At 35.1% G+C, this 21,445-nt stretch carries 19 protein-coding genes and 1 pseudogene; 15 read left to right on the top strand and 5 right to left on the bottom strand.

What is annotated here, in order from left to right; genetic code table 11:
- Nucleotides 1-146: 146 nt before the first annotated feature.
- Entirely contained in the window at nt 147-1,631 is a 1,485-nt protein-coding gene (locus tag BQ9856_RS14185) for a DDE-type integrase/transposase/recombinase (protein WP_235839215.1), read from the bottom strand.
- 77 nt (nt 1,632-1,708) lie between these two features.
- Entirely contained in the window at nt 1,709-2,155 is a 447-nt protein-coding gene (locus BQ9856_RS14180; protein WP_077609170.1) for a DUF6431 domain-containing protein, read from the bottom strand.
- Between the two features lie 247 nt (nt 2,156-2,402).
- On the opposite strand from BQ9856_RS14180, the gene BQ9856_RS14175 reads away from it, so the two are divergent.
- The 14 genes and pseudogenes from BQ9856_RS14175 to BQ9856_RS25270 form a co-directional block, all read left to right on the top strand.
- Nucleotides 2,403-2,645 carry a single-stranded DNA-binding protein gene (locus BQ9856_RS14175; RefSeq protein WP_077611616.1) on the top strand — a complete coding sequence of 81 codons (243 nt, stop codon included), beginning with the start codon at nt 2,403-2,405 and terminating at the stop codon, nt 2,643-2,645.
- 61 nt (nt 2,646-2,706) lie between these two features.
- Nucleotides 2,707-3,513 carry a DNA adenine methylase gene (locus tag BQ9856_RS14170; RefSeq protein WP_077611615.1) on the top strand — a complete coding sequence of 269 codons (807 nt, stop codon included), beginning with the start codon at nt 2,707-2,709 and terminating at the stop codon, nt 3,511-3,513.
- Between the two features lie 18 nt (nt 3,514-3,531).
- Complete coding sequence (locus tag BQ9856_RS14165; protein ID WP_077611614.1) at nt 3,532-5,514, top strand: ATP-binding protein; 1,983 nt, start codon at nt 3,532-3,534, stop codon at nt 5,512-5,514.
- Nucleotides 5,515-5,517: 3 nt separating this feature from the next.
- Nucleotides 5,518-6,846 carry a hypothetical protein gene (locus BQ9856_RS14160; RefSeq protein WP_077611613.1) on the top strand — a complete coding sequence of 443 codons (1,329 nt, stop codon included), beginning with the start codon at nt 5,518-5,520 and terminating at the stop codon, nt 6,844-6,846.
- Nucleotides 6,847-6,961: 115 nt separating this feature from the next.
- On the top strand, nt 6,962-7,435 hold the full coding sequence (kwaA, locus tag BQ9856_RS14155; protein ID WP_077611612.1) for an anti-phage protein KwaA: 474 nt from the start codon (nt 6,962-6,964) through the stop codon (nt 7,433-7,435).
- 73 nt (nt 7,436-7,508) lie between these two features.
- Complete coding sequence (locus BQ9856_RS14150; RefSeq protein ID WP_077611611.1) at nt 7,509-9,305, top strand: DUF4365 domain-containing protein; 1,797 nt, start codon at nt 7,509-7,511, stop codon at nt 9,303-9,305.
- A 544-nt stretch (nt 9,306-9,849) separates the two neighbouring features.
- Nucleotides 9,850-10,206: a recombinase family protein gene (locus BQ9856_RS14145; protein ID WP_235839214.1), complete on the top strand. Its 357-nt coding sequence runs from the start codon at nt 9,850-9,852 to the stop codon at nt 10,204-10,206.
- Between the two features lie 12 nt (nt 10,207-10,218).
- Complete coding sequence (locus tag BQ9856_RS14140; protein ID WP_077611609.1) at nt 10,219-13,521, top strand: ATP-dependent DNA helicase; 3,303 nt, start codon at nt 10,219-10,221, stop codon at nt 13,519-13,521.
- A gap of 287 nt (nt 13,522-13,808) precedes the next feature.
- Complete coding sequence (locus BQ9856_RS14135; RefSeq protein ID WP_077611608.1) at nt 13,809-13,985, top strand: DUF1016 N-terminal domain-containing protein; 177 nt, start codon at nt 13,809-13,811, stop codon at nt 13,983-13,985.
- Nucleotides 13,986-13,996: 11 nt separating this feature from the next.
- Nucleotides 13,997-14,134, top strand: a complete 138-nt coding sequence (locus BQ9856_RS24570; protein ID WP_159442001.1) for a hypothetical protein — start codon at nt 13,997-13,999, stop codon at nt 14,132-14,134.
- A 43-nt stretch (nt 14,135-14,177) separates the two neighbouring features.
- Nucleotides 14,178-15,278 carry a hypothetical protein gene (locus BQ9856_RS14130; RefSeq protein ID WP_077611607.1) on the top strand — a complete coding sequence of 367 codons (1,101 nt, stop codon included), beginning with the start codon at nt 14,178-14,180 and terminating at the stop codon, nt 15,276-15,278.
- Nucleotides 15,279-15,638: 360 nt separating this feature from the next.
- Nucleotides 15,639-16,508, top strand: coding sequence for a PhzF family phenazine biosynthesis protein (locus BQ9856_RS14125; RefSeq protein ID WP_077611606.1), 870 nt, complete (start codon nt 15,639-15,641; stop codon nt 16,506-16,508).
- Between the two features lie 781 nt (nt 16,509-17,289).
- Nucleotides 17,290-17,676 carry a hypothetical protein gene (locus tag BQ9856_RS14120; protein ID WP_077611605.1) on the top strand — a complete coding sequence of 129 codons (387 nt, stop codon included), beginning with the start codon at nt 17,290-17,292 and terminating at the stop codon, nt 17,674-17,676.
- Between the two features lie 61 nt (nt 17,677-17,737).
- Nucleotides 17,738-18,279 (top strand): annotated as a pseudogene (locus tag BQ9856_RS25270) (transposase); the annotation flags it as partial.
- A gap of 343 nt (nt 18,280-18,622) precedes the next feature.
- Here BQ9856_RS25270 and tnpC read toward each other — a convergent pair.
- From tnpC to tnpB, 3 genes are all read right to left on the bottom strand, one after another.
- Complete coding sequence (gene tnpC, locus BQ9856_RS14105) at nt 18,623-19,894, bottom strand: IS66 family transposase (protein WP_235839316.1); 1,272 nt, start codon at nt 19,892-19,894, stop codon at nt 18,623-18,625.
- Nucleotides 19,895-19,908: 14 nt separating this feature from the next.
- Entirely contained in the window at nt 19,909-20,289 is a 381-nt protein-coding gene (locus tag BQ9856_RS25265) for a transposase (protein ID WP_235839213.1), read from the bottom strand.
- 103 nt (nt 20,290-20,392) lie between these two features.
- On the bottom strand, nt 20,393-20,929 hold the full coding sequence (gene tnpB / locus BQ9856_RS24565; protein ID WP_159442000.1) for an IS66 family insertion sequence element accessory protein TnpB: 537 nt from the start codon (nt 20,927-20,929) through the stop codon (nt 20,393-20,395).
- Nucleotides 20,930-21,116: 187 nt separating this feature from the next.
- On the opposite strand from tnpB, the gene BQ9856_RS14090 reads away from it, so the two are divergent.
- Nucleotides 21,117-21,314 carry a nucleotide-binding protein gene (locus tag BQ9856_RS14090; RefSeq protein ID WP_077611602.1) on the top strand — a complete coding sequence of 66 codons (198 nt, stop codon included), beginning with the start codon at nt 21,117-21,119 and terminating at the stop codon, nt 21,312-21,314.
- The last annotated feature ends 131 nt before the right edge of the window (nt 21,315-21,445 follow it).

Genomic DNA, 21,445 nt, shown 5'->3' with positions numbered 1-21,445 from the left:
CATCATCAGCATTCCAGAGGCGGTCAAAGAAGTCATAAAAAGTACCGACACCTGGCGTGTGACCAACTTCAAAACCACTAAGCAGCGCAAAAAGGGGATTGATTTTAAGCTGGGCAACCCAGTCAGTAATGGAAGTTACTTTAAAATCAATGGAAAGTAGATAAGAGCGTTGCATACAGGAAGGAAGCCGAGGTTTGGGACCATAAATGGAGTACCTGCTCTTCAAAAAGGAATCCNTCCTCCTTTCCATAAGTGGAGAAGGAGATTGCATTGGCTACCAGTTTCCGGGATTGCCCATTCTTTTTTTCGAGAGCGCTTAAAAACCTGGAAGTCTCTGGGACTTCCGGCTGCATGGAAACAGGAAGTGTCGGATTTTTGTCACAGTAAGACCCAATCCTTACCGGTTTTGCAACAAACGGAGCAATACCCTGATGTGAGACTGTGATGATTTCAGGAAGTTTGGGATCATAAGTAATCTCAACCTTGAAGCCAATCAAAGAAGGCTTGGTCTCATATGTCTTGCCATGGAAGCTTATGCATGCTCCCTTGTCGACGCTACGGATTTCATGATGAAGGAATGCTTCTGTAACAACGGCAGTGTCCAGATATACAAGTTTTCTGCTGTCACGGTTCCACTCCTGCACGGGGGTAATACCAGCCTCTGGCACTTTTGCATTCAGACTTTTATAATACTCCGCAATGCCTTCATGACGATGATTCTGGTATGCTTCTTCAAGGTATATTTTCCAGTATCGGTTCAACTCATAAAGCGTTTTGATTTTGTGGAGCTTTATTTCTCGAAGGAATGCGTCAACGACCTGATGGAATTTTTCGATCTTGCCCTTACTTTTTCCGCTTCTTGGTCTCGCATAATGGATCGGGATTCCGATCTTACCCAGGGAAAGTTTCAGCTGTCTGGCTACATACTGACTGCCATTATCAAAGTAGCATGAATCAAATTTCCCATGAAGCAGGATCACCTTACGGAAGGTATCCTCCACAATCAGTTCTTCCTGATTATCGTAGAATTCAGATGCAAGGATCAGCCTGGAATGATCGTCAATAGCTGAGGACAGATAGGTCTGTACCATGGCACCATTTTTGCCGATTGGTAGTTTACAGCCGTACTTGATGTCACCCTGGACTAACATCATCCGATGTGGTTTACAGAAGCGTTTCGAAGAACTCTCCCGGGCATCATTGTACATTTGCATCTGCTTCACACCATACCCAGCTTTATACAGATGGCGCTCCAGTGTGGACCTTTTCAATACGCCAGGTGCAACATATCCTTCCAGTTCCAGTATCCAGATGATCTGGGCAACGGAACGTTTTGGAACTTCTTTCTTTAGAGTTATCGCCTGCAAAAGCAGATCTTCAAAGTTATCCGGGAGCCGACTGGAGACCCCATGTTCTTTGGATTGTGGTTTCAAACCTTGAAACCCGTTTTCTTTGTAGGCACTTTCGTAGCGGTAGATTGTTCGTAATGAGATTCCTGCCTTTTCACTGATCTCATTGCGCAGCTTTGTTTTAGCGGCAGTATCCAGGGAATGATCCAGAAGCGGAGCAATAAAACTGTATCTGGTAAGCGCTGCCTGATCCTGCCAGTCCTGTATTTCTTTTGTCTGCATAGATTCGTCCTCCTTATGGAGAAAGAATACACCAGAGTGCCTTGACAGGACAAAACAAAGTAGGTGCAAAGGTAACATCAGGCGGGAACTAAAAATCCGCCTAAGTTATATATGAAATGCTGGACAGTTTCTAACCAGTCCTGACAGCGTAAGCGCAGTTCGTCGAGCAGGGAAATCTCAGACAAGAGTAAAGCTTCAGAGAAACCGAACTTACTGTATCCATCTGATTTCAGTTTGCCATTTATGTAAAGACGATTTGCCATCAACCAGTGATGCCAGCGGTTCATAGTCGCTTCGCACGGATAATTCTCATCATCGAGATCATCAGTGGTAATTAAATCATCCAGCACTCCTGAGATTACATCTGTTTCATAGTGTTTAAACGGTGTTAAGGTATTTGGCAGCGCCGTATGAAGGCGATTGCAGTGCTCGCATTTCATGCGTTCCACTTGTATGAAATCCTTTTCTCCACCGTCACGTTTACAAATGCGAAGCTTCCAGTCGCGGTGCTTTAACGGCATCATGCAGTGCGGACAATAAAGAATCCCCCTGCTCTTAACGAAAAATATGTGTGTCCTCATTGAGTATCAGTTCAAAATCTGATATAATGACCATGGTTTAATTACCAAAGTCTCAGAGGACGAAATCTTGCAGGATGTGGGTTCTCTGGGACTTTCTTTCTATAATGATAATGACATTATATCGAGCAAGTCCCTGACAAGCAAGCGGAGCAGTATTTTGTTGAAATAAATCAGCTACAACAGTAGATTTATGCAGAATGCTAATGAATTGTTAGAAACTGCGAAAGAGGAAATAAAAAATCTTAAATCAGGTGAAGTATTTTTGCTTCGTGACCTTTTTAAAGGCTATGAATGGAATCGAATATCACGTAGTAATCGGTTACTGTTAGGCACTCTATTTCTAAACTATATTAAATCGAATGATATATGTGTTGTATCTATTGAAAAGACTTCTTCAGGGCAACAAAAATACAGGAAAGAAAAAAGCTTATGAAAGGAAGTATATTTGATGAAAATTTTTTGTTTTCAATCGAATTTAGGGGCTTATTATCAATATGGATAAAACATTTTTAAAATGGGCAGGAGGGAAAAATTGGTTTATTAATCATGAACAACATAGACTTCCAGCACAATATCATAGATACATTGACCCATTTTTAGGTGGAGGTTCGTTATATTTTTTTTTAGAGCCACCTATTGCAATAATAAATGATATAAACCAAGAATTAATTACGACATTTTCTGCTATACGAGATGATTGGCAAAGGGTAGAAAGAGCTTTAGGAGTTCATAGTAGACATCATAGCCAAGAGTATTATTATCAAATACGTGCTATGCGTCCTAGAACACCAGCTACAATAGCTGCAAGAATGATTTATTTAAATAGGACTTGCTTTAACGGGATATATAGGGTAAATGGGAACGGAGGATTTAATGTACCAATAGGTACTCATAATAACGTGATACTAAATACTGATAATTTTGAACAACGCTCAGCAATTTTACAAAATGCACAAATATTTTGTCGGGATTTTGAAGAGATCATTGACATGGCGGAGGCAGAGGACTTTTTGTTTTGTGATCCTCCATATTCAGTACAAGATGAAAATAATCGATTTGTTAATTATACGGCTCAGCTATTTAATTGGAATGATCAGGTTAGATTAGCTCAATCACTTCATAGAGCAAAAGATAGAAATGTAAAGATTATTATGACAAATGTCAATCACCCAGCAGTTCGAGCATTATATGAAAATATGGAAGGCTATTATTTGGTAGAGGTTAATAGATATAGTTCAATTTCTGGTTTGGCAAGAGGTCGACAACAATATAACGAATTAATAGTAAGTGCTAATATATGATTTGAAGGAGGCATTATTATGGCAGGGTTACAAAATTTGGTTGACAGTTCAAATGTAGAGAATAATCCTATTACAAAGGTAAAGGAATTTATGGAGAGGCAAGAAAAGTATAAAAACGCGAATGAATATGGTAAATGGCGTTTTGTGGGTTATGTATTAGAATTAGGCTATAATGGAGCTAAAATAATAACTAATGATACATATAAGATGGAAGTTGGAGGGATACCAAGAGGCTCTTATTTGATTTTACTTCCATCAAATTATAAGCAAACTAAGTCACATTTTACATTGCTACGGGTAAAAGGTATTGCTCCTACACCATTAACTGCTCAAGTACAGCAGACTTATTTCGAAATGCATAAACGATCTATGCCAGAGCTTGATTTATGGACACAGTCTGATTTGCAATGGGGAGCACTTGAATGTGATGTTCTGGGAATGTTTTATGCAGACCCATTTAATGTAGATAAGCTTGCTTTTTCAGGAGATGTAAACAATATAGTAAGTCCACATCGATATGAAGTATATGCACCGGATGAAGAACTACTTAATATCATAGTTAATGGAACTGTTAAAACAGAGTTTAGACAGAATATAGGAAAATTACGCACAATGGAATGCCAATTTGGGGTTGAAGAACAAGCTTCCGAAAATATTCCTGTAGATATTTCTATGAAAGATTTTATGGGTTGTAGAACGGCAATGTTTGGAAAAACAAGGCTAGGTAAATCTAATGTTGTAAAGCTACTTGCACAGGGAATGCTAGATGCTACAGCAGAAACTAAAAATGTAGGCCAACTCATTTTTGATACTAATGGTGAATACGCAAATGACAATAGTCAAGATGGAAACTCTTCAATTTATTCTGCAAATAGGGATAGGTGTGATGTCTATGCGTTGACTCCACGAGCAGAAACACCTTCTAAGCAATTAAAATTGAATTTTTATGAAAATCCAGATACTTGCAAAGATATACTCAGTGGATTCCTAAAAGAGGATAATAAAAATTCAAACTATATAAATAATTTTTCAAGTGTAGCCTTACCCTCTTTTGAAGAAATAAAAACTATTTCTGATAATGGTGATAAAACGAGATCGATTAGAAGAATACAAATATATTGGGCGATATTATTTGAAGCTGGTTTTAAAGCGGATGAAAAAAGACTTAAAGCAAGTGGATTGGTATGTAATTATACAAAACCTCTTGAGCCTCATTTTAATAAAGACTTTAGAAACAAAGCGTATAAGGGTAATGTTCCTGAACAACCTACTACATTATCTGAGCTAGTTCAAGAGCTTCGAATATTTGTTAATTACATAAGAGAAAGTAATGATCAACTTCACAATAGTGATAAGGAACCTCTTTTTGATAAGGAAGACTGGGCCTTACTTAACTTCTTATTTCCCTCCACTGGCAGTAGTGGGCCAATTGTATTGGCGAAGTATAAAGAATACCATTCATCGCAAGCAACCGATTTTTTAACCGATATTGTTAAATTGTTGAATGCTGGTAAAACCGTTATATTAGATTTGGGAAATGCAACAGATCGTATTAGAAAATATTTCTCAGATATACTATCACAGGAGATATTTTCAGCTCAAGAAAGAAAATTTGTTGAAAATAAACTCGGTGATAGTTATATTCAATTATATTTTGAAGAAGCACACAATCTTTTTCCACCTGAATCTAAAGACTTAACAGATGTTTATTCAAGATTTGCAAAAGAAGGAGCAAAATTCCATATTGGAATGGTTTATTCTACTCAATCACCATCTACAATAAATAAAGAACTTTTAGTACAAACAGAAAACTTCTTTGTAGGACATTTATCTTCACAGGATGAAACAAAGGCATTAACAAGAATGCAAATAGCCTTTTCAGGAATAGAGGAAGATATTTTAAGGTCAAGAACTCCTGGTTACATGAGAATGCTCACAATGTCACATAGATTTGTTATCCCTGTATATGCAAAGTTATATCAACCTAAGAAAGGGGAATAAATTATGGCGTATTCAGCTGGAAATAGGTTGCCTTTTGAATCTGCTTCAAAATTAGGACATCTAAATGTTATCGAAAGCGAATGGGTAAAATCATTAATTGATGATTTTGAAATCGACGATCTAGGTTTGGGTAGTGATATAAATGATAATATATGGGATACATATGACAGCAATAAAGAAAAAGTGCTTCAGCACATTTGGGTAGTTGATGGTTCATATGTTCCTGTGCAGGAGAACAATAAAGAAGTTGCGTTTGTTAAAACTGCATTAATGACTATCGAACAATCCAAAATCGCAAAAATAGATAAAGAATTTCCGCACCCACTACAGCTCCAAGAAATTATGAAGAATAGTGCACTTTTTCACTCAACTGTCTTTCCTTTAAAAAACATTAAAAGCGGTAAGGGAAACATATATGATACTGTAAGACATTCTATTTTTGACTCAATTAAAATTGAAGAACAAGGATTATATTTTGAGACATTGAAGTGGCTTGTATATGAAAAATGGAATATGGTTCATAAAAACTCACCAGATTTTCAATGTCCACATTGCGGACTCAAAATAGATGATGGCATAGGCTATGATAAGGATGTAGATAACTGTAAATTCTGCGGTAAAGAAGTTCTTCTCACGGATATGATAGGTTTTCATTTAGATATGAGCGAGGATAGTGCTCCTGTAACTGTTGCATCCTCATATATGATGATAATGGAAATGTTAATGCTATTCACAGTTATCCGTTTACATTGGGAAAGCAAAGATAAAAATCTTGTGTCGGAAACATTATATATCAAGGATGGACCGATGACACTTGGTGGACAATATGCTAAATTGGTTCCTTGTATAAGAAATTTTCTTGATCATGCCAAACGGATAGGGCGTCCTATACATATAATGGGGTGTGAAAAATCAGGAAAGTATTTTGATTATTTACATACGATAGAAAGGTTTATACCATTAAATGATGGAGAAATTAAATATGCCGTATTAAGCCATGATTTTATTAGAAAGGAAATTCAACGGGCACCTGAACATATAAACCCTTACGGTTCTAGAACTAATTATGGAGAAAAAGTATTTGTCATATTAGATAAAAACACTCAAATGGTCTTAAATATGTCGCCGGGTGAATATATTTCATCCTTAGATTTTCCTAAATCAGAAGATATAATGGGATTAGGTAGAATATTGGCTACATTGCCATCGTTAATAAGCAGGAAATATGAGGGGGCACTATATCCAATAGAGTTGGTGAACGGAATTGCATCAATGTCTAATTATCCATCTGCAAAAATACTTCAAGATTTTGTAAGAGACACGTTGAAATAAACTTAACATGTAATCTCACAAAGAAATTGTATTTCTGTAGATGGAGTAAACATAAGTCCAAGAGGATAAAACTTGCTATCAAATTTATAGAATATATGTTAAGAGGAGGACGTAAGTGTACAAGAATACTTGGATGAAATTTCAAATGTATTTATCATCATTATGGCTTCTTTTTTTAATGCTAATTGTAGTCAATGTCGATGCTCCGATTGACTTTAGCAAAGAAGCTAGTTTTATAGGATTAGTTCCACTTTTAAAAAGAAATATTATTCCTTGTATAAGTATTATAATGTTAGGAATAAGTACAATATTTGTAAAAACTTTTAACCATAAGATATCTTCTGGTACACAGGAGTATTTTGAGATAAAGAAGATAAAAAATAAGACTTATGAACATTTAACTTTCTTAACTACATATATCATCCCCTTAATATGTTTTGATTTATCCAAACTTCGCTATACGCTGGTACTCATATTGCTGTTTATCGTCATCGCAATTATTTATGTAAAGACTGACATATACTATGCGAATCCAACATTAGCAATCTTGGGATATCATCTTTATGAAGCAGATGTAGAACTTAGTTAGGACTTTACCTACTCGTTGCTGATGAGATATCAAAATACCTTAGAAACAAAATAATAAAAGGCAGGTAAGTAAGTTGAGTAAAGATGTTAAAGCGTTAAATAGTTATTTTACTGGTAATGTCGGTGAATTGTCTGTAAATTTGGCATACCAAAAAAATAATATTGTTTGCACTCCTTTAGGAACTTCTGATTTTGGCGAGGATTTACTATGTGATATTTTTTCTCTATCTGAAGATAATAAAGCAAGCATACGAACGCAATTTTCTTTTAGAACACAAGTAAAAACAACGGAAGATATAAAAAAGGTGGGATATATCCGTCAAACAGTCAAAGGACTTTCAATATCTTTGTCGACTGCTCTCTTAAATATATGGGAGCAAAGCTATTATCCTGTAGTGTTAGTTATGTGGGAAACTTTAAGCAACACTGGATACTGGTGCTTTCCAACAGAACAAATTGAAATCTCTAGTTTAGAAAATAAAACTTTAAGCATATCAGTAGAATTAAACAATGCCTTCGACAATAAAGGAATACAGAGGATTAGAGAGCAAGTAGAATCCTATTATAACAATATGTATAAAATTGATAAAGCTAAATATCAATGTAATATTTATCCTGTTTGGATGCCTGAATATAGGCTTTTCACTTCAATGGAAACTCATGAGACTTTTCCAGACAATAATGCTAGAGTAAAGGTCGTATGCCATATGGCGGATATGCTTCCAGCGTTTTTATCTTCATATCACAACTGCAATCTTGGAGGTTTTCTTTCTGGAGTTGAATATTCTAACAAAGCTAAATCTCTTGAACAATTTTGGACAGAGATTAATGACTTTATCGCTGAAATTAAATTAACTTTGCCTAATAATGAATGGATATCATATATCATCAGCCCTGTAGAACTAATTTCAGAAATAGATGATAGAAAAATTTCTAATTTCACGTATTGGTCGTGTTTTTCTATGGTTGGAAATAATATTATTTCAGATTTTGATTATACATATAATTTGAATTCTAACTATACTTATAGCGAGAAAGTACGAGCAACATCAGATAATCAAGAATTTTTTGTACATAGCAGCGGAGATTTTGCTGTAGAAGTTTTTTCGACTGGATTTTCGTTTTTTACCCGGAAAGCAGATTTTCAACTTATGGATACTTTACGCAGCAAATCCTTTTGCATAATAGACACTTCTCAATGTAGTTCAGCAGAAGTTGATGCAATTGCAGATTGGTGTAATGAAAGCAATTACCGTTTTATAGAACTTGCCGATGATAAAGATAAGATTGGGATTTCTCATATGTTTTTTGAACCAGGTAGTTTTGGTACATTGATGCCAGGTATCTCCACGTGGAATGAATGGGATGCTCTTAATTTGGATTCAGAAGAATTTTTTAATAAGCTACCATATGGTACTCCAGTAGATTTAATAGAAAAGCAAAGAATTTTCAACAAGTATTTTCAGCATAACGAACGAATTTCTGATTTGTGTTTATTGCGCTATTCTCAAGCATTATATTCAGAAGCACTGTGTCATAACGACAGACTTATTCGATTTATTACATATATCGATCCCATCAATATAGGTGATTACGATGAAAGCCTTAAGGTAGCCGAACAAAGTCTAAAAGAGATATGCAAACACTTTAGGCTGTATTTTGATCCTTATGAAGATATTGTGGATGTAATCTTAGAAGTACAACCTTTATTAACCCAATCCACGCAGGAAGCGATGGCTAAAGTAGAAAATATTTATTATAACTTTATTAAGTCTTTATATACAGATAACAACCAACGAAAAAACATGGCATATTATGTTAAATATCACTTAAATAGATGGTTGCCTGAAAGCTTGGTATGCAAAGATTAACATAGTAAGAGGATTAGGGAGAACCATCGGCCTACGTGTCGACCTTCCGCTAAGGGGGTACCAGAGGACTACGGCATCATTATTGTTGCTACAAGGCATACTGAAATTATTGTCGAAATGTGTCGATATAAAATATAAAGTATGTAATATACGTATTATGTAAAATATGGTAAAATAAAAATAGAATTATAAACGGCTTCTATATTTGAGAGATTTGGTATTATTTATAGATAAGCGTAATAATTTCTGTTGCCACTAAAGGAAATTAATAAAAGAAAGTTATAAAATAAGAAGATTATTTCGCATATTAATAGAATACAGACTCCCAGATTTTATTATAAATAATTCTGGGAGTCTGTTTTTGAGGATTTAGATGCTTAAAATAATTGGTATGATAAATGCTTCTTGAAACAAAAAATTTAAAGATAATTTTATGAAAAAACTTTAATACCAAATGGAAAGAATAGTAAGTGCTTCAAAAGATGGCGTCCTATACAGTTTACATTATTCATGCTAAACTGAAAGCATCATTTTTTGTGAGAAGTTGTCTAAAAATGTTAAGCTGATATTCGAATTATATCTGGGTGGACAAAGTGTTTTAGGAATCGCCAAGGAACTTGAGAAGCGCAAGATTCTTTCGCCAACTGGAAAAGAAAATTGGTGTAAAAGAACCATTGATGTTATTCTTAGCAATGAAAAGTATATGGGAAATGTCGAGCTTTTAAAGTCCGGAAAAAGCGAAGTCCAATATTTATCTTCAGAAAACAATCCTGCAATCGTATCAAAAGAAGTTTTTGAGGCTGTGCAGATAGAAAAAACTAAGAGAAGCAATGTTGTAAAAAACGAAGATGGTCAAAAGAGAAAGAGTAATAAGTATAATTCGAAGAAGAAAAAATATTAGGAGGTGTTACTTTTGTATTCCAATAATGATGATTTATTTAGACGGCATATTTCGACACATTCTGAACGTTCAAATGAAGATCGTGCAGCAGTTTCAACTTTAGAAACATTTCTGAACTCAGGTGGGAGAATCAATACTAACTTTTCTTGTGATGATAAATGGCCTAATCATGACGGCACATTTGAGTTTGTCTCAGACCCTGAAATATCTAGGAGTCCGGAGCAAAACTTCATAGTCCAGATAAAAGGAACACATAATTATAAAGAAAGCGGTGATACAATTTCGTATAGCTTAAAAAGTTTGGCTTTTCCAGCATTTATAGCAAAAGAAGTAACCGCAGATCCAGGAATTCTTTTTATAGTTCTTAATCCAGATATTAGAGGCGAAAAGCGTGTTTTTTGGAAATATATATCGCCTAGCTTTATCAAATCAATAGACTTTGAAAAAGATAGTGCTACAATTAAGCTAAAAATCGAAGATGAGATAGAAGATACAGATGAAAGCATTAACCAGTTTTGTCATAAACTTCAACGAATTATTGATTTTCATCTATTCCTAAACAAATTGAACAGAGATAACCTCAAGGAAAAAGATGCTATAAAAATTATTGGGACTAGGTGTGAAGATATATCACTAGAAATTGATAGAATCAATAACGACAATAAGTCTCGTGATAATGTATCAAGAAGGATCATAAATGGATTATATGATTTGTGTTATGCTGTTTTGGTTTTAAATGCAATAAATCTTGGCTATACAAATGTTAATGAGAGGTTGGCATGGGAACTGTCTCAGTTTAATATTGGGACAAAATATTTAACTAATTTTTTGAAGGGCCTTAAATATATTGGTTCAAGAATTCCGGATGAAGGTCAGTCTGAAAGATTGATGCTGAAATACTACAGCTATTTATGGGAGATTAGAAGGTTTTTGGAAAATAATTTTAATATCGCTGTATTAGGGAACTTAGAAGCATTTCCTTTACATACCGACACTCTTGATGCAGAGTATTATGAAATGATAGCATCAAGCATGGCGGTAATTGATTTATCACCAAAGAACCTTAGGACTTCTCGATATTATATTCAAAAAAAGACCCCTTTCTTTGTCAATGGGGAAAGATATTTTGAAATCACGTTGCAATTGGCTGGACTATATGCAACTAAATTTAATCGGATAACTGTATATACAAAACAGAATATATCAACTAATTACTCAATACAAATTGCATATTCCAATGCTGAAATCAATCTTTGGGGTGCGAAAAGTAAAGTCAAAGTAGTAACAAATTGGAAAGCATCTATTGATCCGTCATGTTTAAATAAGCTAGGTAAAATTTTGAAAATCAACATGAAATTAAGCAAGAATTATGGTGAGTATATTTCATTAATGGATTTTCTTACTAAGACGGGTATGAATCTATTTGATTTAATTAATCTACAGGAAGATAGCTTTCAAAATGTTTTGCATCAAATCTATGGTAACACAAACACTGATGTTTTTAAGGAGATAATTCTTAAATTAAGGAGAGAGTATTCATTATCTTCAAACAAAAAAGGAAAACATACCGTACGGTACATATTACTAAACTTGAGGGAAGAAATACTGGAATCTGTATTGCCAAATGCATTTGATAAGAAATATCTAGATGAGGATCTTTACATTACGAGTAGGTGCTATCCATTTGAGAAAAAACCATTTATTTCAAATCTGGCTGGAAGGAAAACAAGCAAAGGTAGTATAAATGATATCCTCGAAATAACGAATGATTCTGAAAAACTCAATACTGTAAGGCCTTACTTGGTAATCGAAAGACTAATACGTGAAACGGGTGAGTTGTACTATGATGTCGCTTCGGTAGCAAACCGAGATGAAATAAAAAAATACAATGACAGTCTAGATCAGTGGGAGTGCAATAACGGTTTTTCAATCAATGAAGAAAATGGTTTATTATCAATTGACTCCTACGAAAGTACAACTTTATTTATAATTGAAAAATTATTAGAACTTTCAAAAATCGATAACAGAGGACAAATGGAGTCAAATGCAAGATATCTTCGCAAATGTAATATAAAATTCGAAGATTCATTAAAAAAAGTTGCATTGAATAAATTGTTTGTAAATTCTCAAGTCATGCTAATTTACGGCGCAGCCGGTACTGGAAAGACCACATTGATTAATTATATTTCCAATATGATGAATCAGGAAAAGAAACTATTTCTTACAAAAACTCATACCGCTTTGCAGAATTTGGAAAGACGTATAGAAAATCCAGGACCTGACTCTGATTTTATAAGTATTGATAGTTTTACAAAGAAAATTACGCTTACAGATTACGATATAGTTTTTGTTGATGAATGTAGCACCATAGACAATAGAACTATGAAAATGCTACTCGAAAAAATTAATGAAGGCACATTGTTGGTTTTGGCAGGAGATATTTATCAAATTGAGTCAATCGATTTCGGTAACTGGTTTTATTATGTCAAGGATATTATTAAAACGGATGGTGCCAACATTGAACTTTTAAACACTTGGAGAACGGACAAAAAGGAATTAAAGAGCTTATGGGATGAAGTTCGAAGAATTGAACCTATCATTACTGAAAAGCTTGCAATAGATGGTCCGTTTTCTGCAGATATAGGAGAAGAAATATTTGTTCCTGAGGATGATGATGAGATTGTATTGTGCTTAAATTATGATGGGAAATTTGGGTTAAATAATATGAACCTTTATTTCCAAAATGCCAATACTAAAAGCGAAGTATACACATGGGCTGAGTGGACATTCAAAGTGGGAGATCCTGTGATTTTTATTGATACTAAGCGTTCCTCTCTATTATATAATAATCTGAAGGGAAGAATAGTAGACATTTTAAGAAATGATTTAGCTATATCGTTTACGCTTGACATAGACACTATTCTAACAGAACGACAATGTAAAAATGAAAGTTTTGAATTTGTTGATGTTACAGATTTTGGAACACGAATCCGTCTAGAAGTAACTACAAGTGATGACGAATTAACATCTGATGATGAACGTATCAAGACGATTATTCCTTTTCAAATTGCATATGCTGTTTCTATTCACAAGGCTCAAGGTTTAGAATATAAGTCTGTAAAGATTATTATTCCTTCTTGCAACGCAGAAAAGATATCACATTCTATTTTTTATACTGCGATAACTCGGGCAAAGGAGAAATTGAAGATATTCTGGAGTGCTGAAACTATGGAAGAAATATTGGAAAGTTTTACTGAAGAAAAAGTGGAGCAGAAAACTCTCTCGCTGATTAAGAAAAAGTTAGGGCTACATTAAGTGATGCTAATGTGTTAAGCCTCGTTTCTTAATATAATAGAATATAATAGACAAAAATAGCCTAATCAAAAACATAAGGGTTGAGAAGATAAAATGCTTAAAAGACCTTGTAAAATCAGCAGATTTGAGTGCTTGTGGACTTGTTTAGGAATAGCCTAAAAACCTTATGTTGAAGCGGTGATAATGATGATGTATTGTGGTTTGGATAAGAAAAATAGGGGATAGACCACAAAATATAGTGGTTTTCGACTGAAAAACGAGCGAAAAATGGGGCTAAAAAATGCGTAATGGTAGAATTTTATTGGGACATTGGTAAACAGATATTTGAAGCACAAGGTAAAAATGAACGTGCAGAGTATGGAAAAGGTTTATTGAAATTTTTATCTGAGAAATTGACTGCGGAATTTGGCAAAGGATATACTTTTATTATTTCTACTTTGATAATGATAAGCTGTCAAAACTAAGGAGGAGTGTAATGAGCATTGATTTTGGGATGCCCACTTTAATTAAACTGGCCGGCTTGGAGGAAAATGCAAGGCTTTGTAATAGCCTTGGCCTTAAATTTATTGAATTAAATATGAATTTACCACAATATCAAGTGGAGATTTTATAAAATCCCAAAATGTTACTAGATATATCTAAGGAATACAAAGTATATGGAAGGACAAAGTATGATATATACCATAAATGCGAGAAGTAATGTAAAATGGGATATTATGAAAAATTATTATAGCCTTAGCAAATCGGAAATAATGAAAAATATAAATTCTGAATTTAAAGAGACAATTGGAATTCTGGATGAGAAAAAAATAAAATATCAATCTTTAAAAGGAATATTGATACCAGATCATAAAGGAAATAAAAAAGAAGTAGTATTTTGCTTCGATAGTAATAAAATTGATTCGTCGTGGTATGGTGGATTTGTCTTTAAGCAAATAATACCATTACTTGATAAGAAACGTAAACATGCAATTTCGTATGGCGATTTTTTAACTTTTGGTCTACCTGAAGATGTTGCATATGTTGCTTTTGACGAAAACATAATTCAATTAAATCCTACAAATTACGTATATTCAGGACAATATTTTATGGTATATATTAATAATTTAACTGAGGATGAAATAAAGAATTTTATTGAACAATTGCGAAAATACCCGTGGTTTATTGGTTACGGGGATATGACGTATGCAAATATTTTGAAAGATATCCTGGCATACTGTTTGGGTCAGTGTTGCTTACAGGATAATAATATAGTAATTATGTCACATGAGGATGATCGTGAAAATACTGAAAATATAAATCTAATTGGGTATCCTTTTGAGAAGAATGGCTTCGAAATAAGAAGTATTAAACAATATTATTATATTTCATTTTTAGAATATAAAATTGAAAGTAGAATTGTTGACAAAAGTGATTTATTATTCTGCCTAAATACTATAAGTGACAATGCAGTAGATTTTGAAGAATATAATATTATTGTACAGCCTGAGAAATTTGAATATGTAAAAAATAAAAACATTGCAGCCATGGAGAAGACAGGTATTAGAAATATGAAAGTGGATGAATTTATTTCAATGCTTTATGAAAAACTCCAAGAATCATATATTTATAATTTAGAAATAAATGATTACAACATAGCTAAGTTTAATACTAATGTTGAAATAGATGATATTAGCGGAGATGAAAAAGTAAAATTGTTAGTTTCATTTGATTATAATACAGAAAAAAGGCAATTAAGATTGTTGAATTTATTTTAGATATGTTAAAAAGACATAATAGTTAAAAATTTTTCGTGTAAAGATTTTAACAATGTCTGAAAAGGTAAGAATTAGTAATTTTATAAAACAATATCAAGAAAGAAACGTGAACGTTTACTAGGTTTAATTATATATGTGGTGATGAAGCGAGATATATCTATTACATTAATTTGATAAAACAGAGTGTATAAGAGTGTTTTAAAAGTATGTCTGCCACCAAGACCCCACTAGGCTCTCGCGGCATCTTTTTTGACCGTTCAAGGCATACAGAAATAATTGTCGAATTATGTCATACAATGCCATAATGCAATTGTTTTTATAGTTGGTTTATTCTTAAGTGAAGTCGGAGTTTGGAAATATATGAAAATAAACGTATACACATTAAATTCTTTTGCTAAAACAAAAGAAGGCGGAAACCCAGCAGGCGTTGTTATGAATGCAGATTCATTATCTGAGGAAGAAATGAGAAAAATTGCTTCTGTTCTTGGATTCAGTGAAACTGCTTTTGTATTACAATCAAACGCTGCAGATTTTAAAGTGAGATTTTTTACACCGAATGAAGAGGTGGACTTATGTGGTCATGCTACGATTGCCACCTTCTATGCAATGTCAAGTCTAAATTTGTTAAAACAAGGTAAATATAGGCAAGAAACAAGAGCAGGAATACTAGGCATTGAAATTCATAACGATAATTTTGTTATGATGGATCAATCTATTCCTGTATTTTCGGAAGTTATAGATAAAGATGAAGTAGCAGATTCCTTGAACATCGGTACTTCCCAAATTACAGCAGGCTTGTTGGTTCAAGTTGTATCAACAGGGCTTCGGGATATTATGGTTCCTGTAAGAAGCATTGAGATTTTAGATGCGATCAGACCGGATATGAAGAAAGTAAAAGAAATCAGCCAGAAGTACAATACTGTTGGATACCACGTTTTTTCTTTGAAATCCTTACATGGTGCTAACGCTTATTGTAGAAACTTTGCTCCCTTATATGGTATTCCGGAGGAATCTGCCACAGGAACATCAAGCGGTGCACTTGGTTGTTATTTGTACCACTATGGAAAAATCAACGAGGAACAGGCTTCACACATTATTTTTGAACAAGGTTATTCTATGAAAAGGCCATCTGAAATCCGAGTGTCTTTAGCTATAAAGGAAAATAAAATTTGTGAAGTCAAGGTCGGAGGGAGAGCGATGAATTTAACCTTAAGGGAAGTCGAAATATAGAATAAAAGCAAAGCGACCTTCCTCCAAGGCACCACCAGGTTCAAACGGTATCTTTTTTGACTGTTCAAGGCATTGTGAAGTGATTGTTAAAATATGTAAAAAAGTAAAGACAAAATTGTAATATTCATTACATTAAGCTTGTGTTAAATATAAAAAGAGTTAATTATATTTGAATGATTGCTGGCAGATGAGAAAGGATATTTATTGAATTTGAGAGAGTTTACAGATACAGTATATCAGACTACGAAGGAAATGGGGGAAAATGAATTAAAGAGTTTTATTCATAATATTACCGTAAAATTCCGGAAGGTAAGCGAGAGGAGTTCTTGAAGCTATGGCGGAAACTGTGCTCAGCTATATGAGATTTGATGCAGGTTCATATCTTGAGGAAACAAAAGCAAGGTGAAATCCGATGAGTACGGCACAGAGATTCAAGATAACAAATGGGTGTTCTGGTAACGTGCTCATTATGAAAGTGTTGCAGCACTGGCTGCAGCATTGGGTGAGGTGAAAGAGTCGTGGGGAGAGGCCGGTACCAAAGAGAAAAGCCTGCAGAAATACCGGCAAATGTATACACACCGGAGTTCGTTTCATGCAGAACCTGGAAAATATGGGATGAGTGATACCAGAAAGAGCAAAATATTAGTTGCCATATTATAATGAACACGGCTATTTTGATAAAAAAGAACAAGTACAGATGCAGGTGTGGAATTGTTAAAGGAGCCATTAGATAAATACAACATATCTGATTGGAAGTAAATGGAGATAAGGCGGTACATATATGAACAATGTTGAACTAAAACGAAAGGTATGGTCAGCTGCGGACGATATACTGAAAGAAAAGAATCATATATCGGCTGCGGATATGCTGATGAAGATTGGAGTACTATCATATAACGATTACGAAAACTGGAGATTTAATCGGATACCTTACCTGGAAAAAGTATGTAGAACCAACTTGAGTAAGCTGTCATTAATGATGAAAGAGCTTAGAGCATATGCTGAGGAGAATCAATTAAACCCCTCATTGACAGCATATTATCAGTGGGGAGTAAATGGCAAAAGGATACCCCTGCGCTTTAGCAAATATGGAAAATCAAGTATTGAAGAAGCTTATGCTACACACTTTGTTACCGTGAATGAATATGAGAGATATGAATCTGATTGAAGCTGAGAAGAACGAATAAAAAGAGATAAATATATTTCGAGATTCTATTGCTGATGCTTGATATGAAAGCGTAGAAAACTATCTGTTCATTGAAAAGAACCAACAGATTGCATTTTTAAACCATCGAATTATGAAATTTCAAAAACCAGGAAATATAAGACAGATATCAGCAGACAGGAAAACATGGAGTATGATGCCAGACAGGATGTTTATATCTGTAAAAACCAAAAACAATTAAAAGTAACTGGCATCAGAAAGTCTAAATCCAAAACGGGCTATGTAAGTGAAAAAACACTTTACAGCTGCGAAGATTGTAAAGAATGTTTATTTAAAACTTCCTGTATCAAAGGGAATAACAGTAAGATTCCAATGGAGGAACGAAGCAAACATTTAGAAGTATCAAAGCTGTTTCAGTAGAAGCGAAAGGGATCTTTTGCTGATACAAAAGAGGATATGTCATTCCGAAGATATCTGTGTCGTGGAACTGTAAATGTTTTAGCAGAAAGCGCCCTTCTGGCTATCGTACATAACATCAATAAGATTCATCATAAAATACAGGCAGGAAAAATTGGTCAGCATCTATTTGAACTAAAAACAGCATAAATCTTGATATTCAAACAGTTTTTTGATTCTTGACAAAAGGCTTTCATCTAGTGCAACAGCCCCTTTCATGAGATTTTTGTTTTTTAATTGTCTACTTGACGGGAAGCACACCAAAATCAAGGCTTTTTGCGCTAGACGGAGCGGGATGAAGGCATATAAAGTGAGGCTCCCGCAAATTCCGACGATGAAGAGTATTGAAAAATAATACTTGAAAATACATTATTTGCGGTTCTTCTAAATTTTATAATTCTGTATTTTAGGGACATTTCTTAGAAATAGGAGTAAATGGTAAATAACCAGTCCAGGTCAATAAGTTCGCCGCCCGATTGGGGCGGCGGTATATTTACCGTATTTTTAGTTTTCTACAACGATCTGGCAATTTCTCTGACCACGGCATTAATTCTGCCAGTTTATCTTCTGGAACATTATTTCTTGGATAGTGCATTAACTGCTCAAGCAGATATGAGAAGTACTCATATGGCTTAAGGCTATTCGCCTTTGCTGTTTCAGCAATACTGTATAAGGTAGCGCTAGCCGCGGCACCATTCTTCGAATCAATGATGTGCCAGCTGTGTTTACCAACGCAGAAGGAACGGATACTTCTTTCTGCATCATTATTATCAAGAGGTATTTCCGGATCCTCCAGAAATACTCTTAAAAACTGTTCCTGATGGATGGAATAATCAAGAGCACCTGCCAGTTTCGAACTTTTATCCAGTCCCGTTTTGCCGGCATACTCTTTTACCCACTCAAAATAGGCATCCACCAAAGGTTTGACTGAGTTTTTTCTGTTATCCAGTCTTTCCTCATGGGATGATTTTTCATACATATGATCTACATGATAGATAGCAGCGATTCTTTTTACTGCTTCAGCTGCTACTTTCTGCCCTGGTGTGGAAGGACCGTTTTTTCCACTGGCTTTTACAATCTCAGCGAACCGTCTTCTGGCATGAGACCAGCATCCCGCAACCTTCAGATCATCTGACCGTTCTTTCGCCAGGGTGTGATATACCTGATAACCATCTGTCACTAGAGTCCCTTTGTATCCTTTCAGGAATTCTCTTGGGGCGGCTGTCCCTCTCGTTCCTGGATACTCGTAAAGGAAGACCAGTGGTTTTTCCGAACTGCCAGGTGAATGGTAGACCCACATGTACTGCTTGCTTTTTTCCGGCATTACAAATGGAGTCTCGTCACAATGTATATGATGGCTTTTCATAATCTCTGCCTTCATCATGTCATGCAACGGACCAAGATAGTATTGGTAAATACGGATCATCCAGCCTGCCATGTCCTGTCTTGGAATGTTAACGTCATTCCGCAAAAACTCTTCAGAAAGCCGGTTTAATGGTACTGCATTGACATATTTGGCGTTAATGATAGCTCCTGCCAGTTCCGGGGTAAGGATGCTGTGACTTAATAGACGCAGAGGAACCTCTGCGCGGAGAATTCCGCCTGTATCATGATTTCCGGCATATACTTTGATGTGATGCTTCATTACTTCAAAGTGAGCCGGTACATACTTAAGCTCCTTGTATATCTCATCCGGCAGATAATGCCAGCCCTTTGGGAAGTGTTCTGAGAGCTCTTTTTCAGTACATTCATGCGGTACGACAATGGTCTCGATATCCTTCAGATTGATATCACGCTTTCCTTGGAACGAGGCTTGCGCTTACGAACAAGGACTGTTTCCATATCCAGTTCTTCGGGAATTCCATTCTCAGTCAGTGACTCAGCCTCATTGAGGATACACATGTTTTCAAGGTCAAAAGATAATTGGCCTTCTGTGGGCAGAAGCTTCTCAGATTTCCTGCCAAACCGACTCTGTGTAAGAATGGAGATTTGTTCCTTCAGATTTTCAACTTGATGAAGCATCTGCTCATTCTGCTTTTGAATGGTGGTATTTTGCTCCGAAATAAGCTCGAAGCTTTCATGCAGCTGCAAGTAAAGCATAACAATCATATCTTTAGAGAGATTATTCAGTTCATCCTTAGTAATAGTAGTCTTTTCCATAGGATCATTATACCATGAAAAGCTCTGAAATTCAGCATATTTCTGGTGCTTTTTAGCTTTGGGATAACGGATTTAACTGTCAAGATGCTTATGAAATTCAGTGTTAATAGAGTTCCAGTCTTACCTTGGATATGATTCTTTTCTGTTCGATGGAAAGCCCCTCCATCAGCCATCGGAATTGCTGCTCGGTAATTGATTGCGCTTCCTGCCTACTGCGTGGCCATTGGAGATGACCGCTAGTCAGCCTCTTATATAAAAGCAGCCAGCCGTCACCCTCATACAAAAGTGCTTTCATCCGGTCTGTTTTTCTTCCGCAAAACAGATAAATACTTCCGGGTTCCGTTGGAGTTGATTCGCTAATTCCCAATACAGTATTTCCAATAGCAATGGTCATTTGATAAGTAAAATGATTTTCACTTGTTGTAGGAACAGTTTTTTCCGGGAATGCCGGCAGTTCAACAAAGCTGTTATGTATCAGAGCAGCTTCTTTGACTTTTCTTAACCAGTAGTAATAGGCATGGCGTGATAACTGGTGCTGTACACAGTATTCATCGACCTTTAGACCGCTTTGATAACGGTCTTTAATGATCCTGGTCCACTCACTGAGTCGGATCTGGTTGGTTGCAAGTCGTGTGTCCATGTGGAGTTTCTCCTTGAGTTTTGTGTGAAAAGTTTGTTAGAAACTTTTTCAACTTTACATCATTATCTCAAGTTTGTGAGGAACCGGAAAGTAGACGAGTTATTTACCATTTACTTTGTTATAGTCAAGTATTAAAAAGTAAAATGGACCAATTTAATCCATCGATTTTACTTACGAAGATAGACTATTGATTGCAGTAATAGTAATAGCTATAAATGAGAAAGGTGATGTAGTCAAAATGGCCACAGCCACGGCATTGTCTCAGCAGTTGGCAAAGAGAGGTTACCGTATCGCATTCATTGATTTCGATACAATGGGCTGTCTCGCAAAGCAATTTGTATGGACAGCTCTATATATGTTATGTGGTAGGTTTATCGGAATTTGATTCATCGATAAAAAATTCGGAAGAAAAAACTTTCAAGATATTTACTTTAAAGAAAGCGGTTCTCCTTTTATATGTAGTGTTACTTGGGCAGGTCGTTTTGGTTGTCTGTGTTAATCTACATACAACGAGAC

The organism is Clostridium sp. Marseille-P2415 (assembly GCF_900155545.1).
In the GTDB taxonomy this organism is placed as follows: domain Bacteria; phylum Bacillota; class Clostridia; order Lachnospirales; family Lachnospiraceae; genus Lacrimispora.
This window is presented reverse-complemented; position numbering and strand designations above follow the sequence as displayed.

Excerpts from the sequence above, each read along its gene's own strand:
- BQ9856_RS14125 (WP_077611606.1), top strand. The coding sequence starts at position 15,639 with ATGAAAATAAACGTATACACATTAAATTCTTTTGCTAAAACAAAAGAA.
- BQ9856_RS14120 (WP_077611605.1), top strand. The coding sequence starts at position 17,290 with ATGAACAATGTTGAACTAAAACGAAAGGTATGGTCAGCTGCGGACGAT.
- BQ9856_RS14175 (WP_077611616.1), top strand. The coding sequence starts at position 2,403 with ATGCAGAATGCTAATGAATTGTTAGAAACTGCGAAAGAGGAAATAAAA.
- BQ9856_RS24570 (WP_159442001.1), top strand. The coding sequence starts at position 13,997 with ATGAGCATTGATTTTGGGATGCCCACTTTAATTAAACTGGCCGGCTTG.
- BQ9856_RS14180 (WP_077609170.1), bottom strand. The coding sequence starts at position 2,155 with ATGATGCCGTTAAAGCACCGCGACTGGAAGCTTCGCATTTGTAAACGT.
- BQ9856_RS14130 (WP_077611607.1), top strand. The coding sequence starts at position 14,178 with ATGGAAGGACAAAGTATGATATATACCATAAATGCGAGAAGTAATGTA.
- BQ9856_RS14165 (WP_077611614.1), top strand. The coding sequence starts at position 3,532 with ATGGCAGGGTTACAAAATTTGGTTGACAGTTCAAATGTAGAGAATAAT.
- tnpB (WP_159442000.1), bottom strand. The coding sequence starts at position 20,929 with ATGGACACACGACTTGCAACCAACCAGATCCGACTCAGTGAGTGGACC.
- BQ9856_RS25265 (WP_235839213.1), bottom strand. The coding sequence starts at position 20,289 with ATGGAAAAGACTACTATTACTAAGGATGAACTGAATAATCTCTCTAAA.
- BQ9856_RS14160 (WP_077611613.1), top strand. The coding sequence starts at position 5,518 with ATGGCGTATTCAGCTGGAAATAGGTTGCCTTTTGAATCTGCTTCAAAA.
- BQ9856_RS14170 (WP_077611615.1), top strand. The coding sequence starts at position 2,707 with ATGGATAAAACATTTTTAAAATGGGCAGGAGGGAAAAATTGGTTTATT.
- BQ9856_RS14135 (WP_077611608.1), top strand. The coding sequence starts at position 13,809 with ATGGTAGAATTTTATTGGGACATTGGTAAACAGATATTTGAAGCACAA.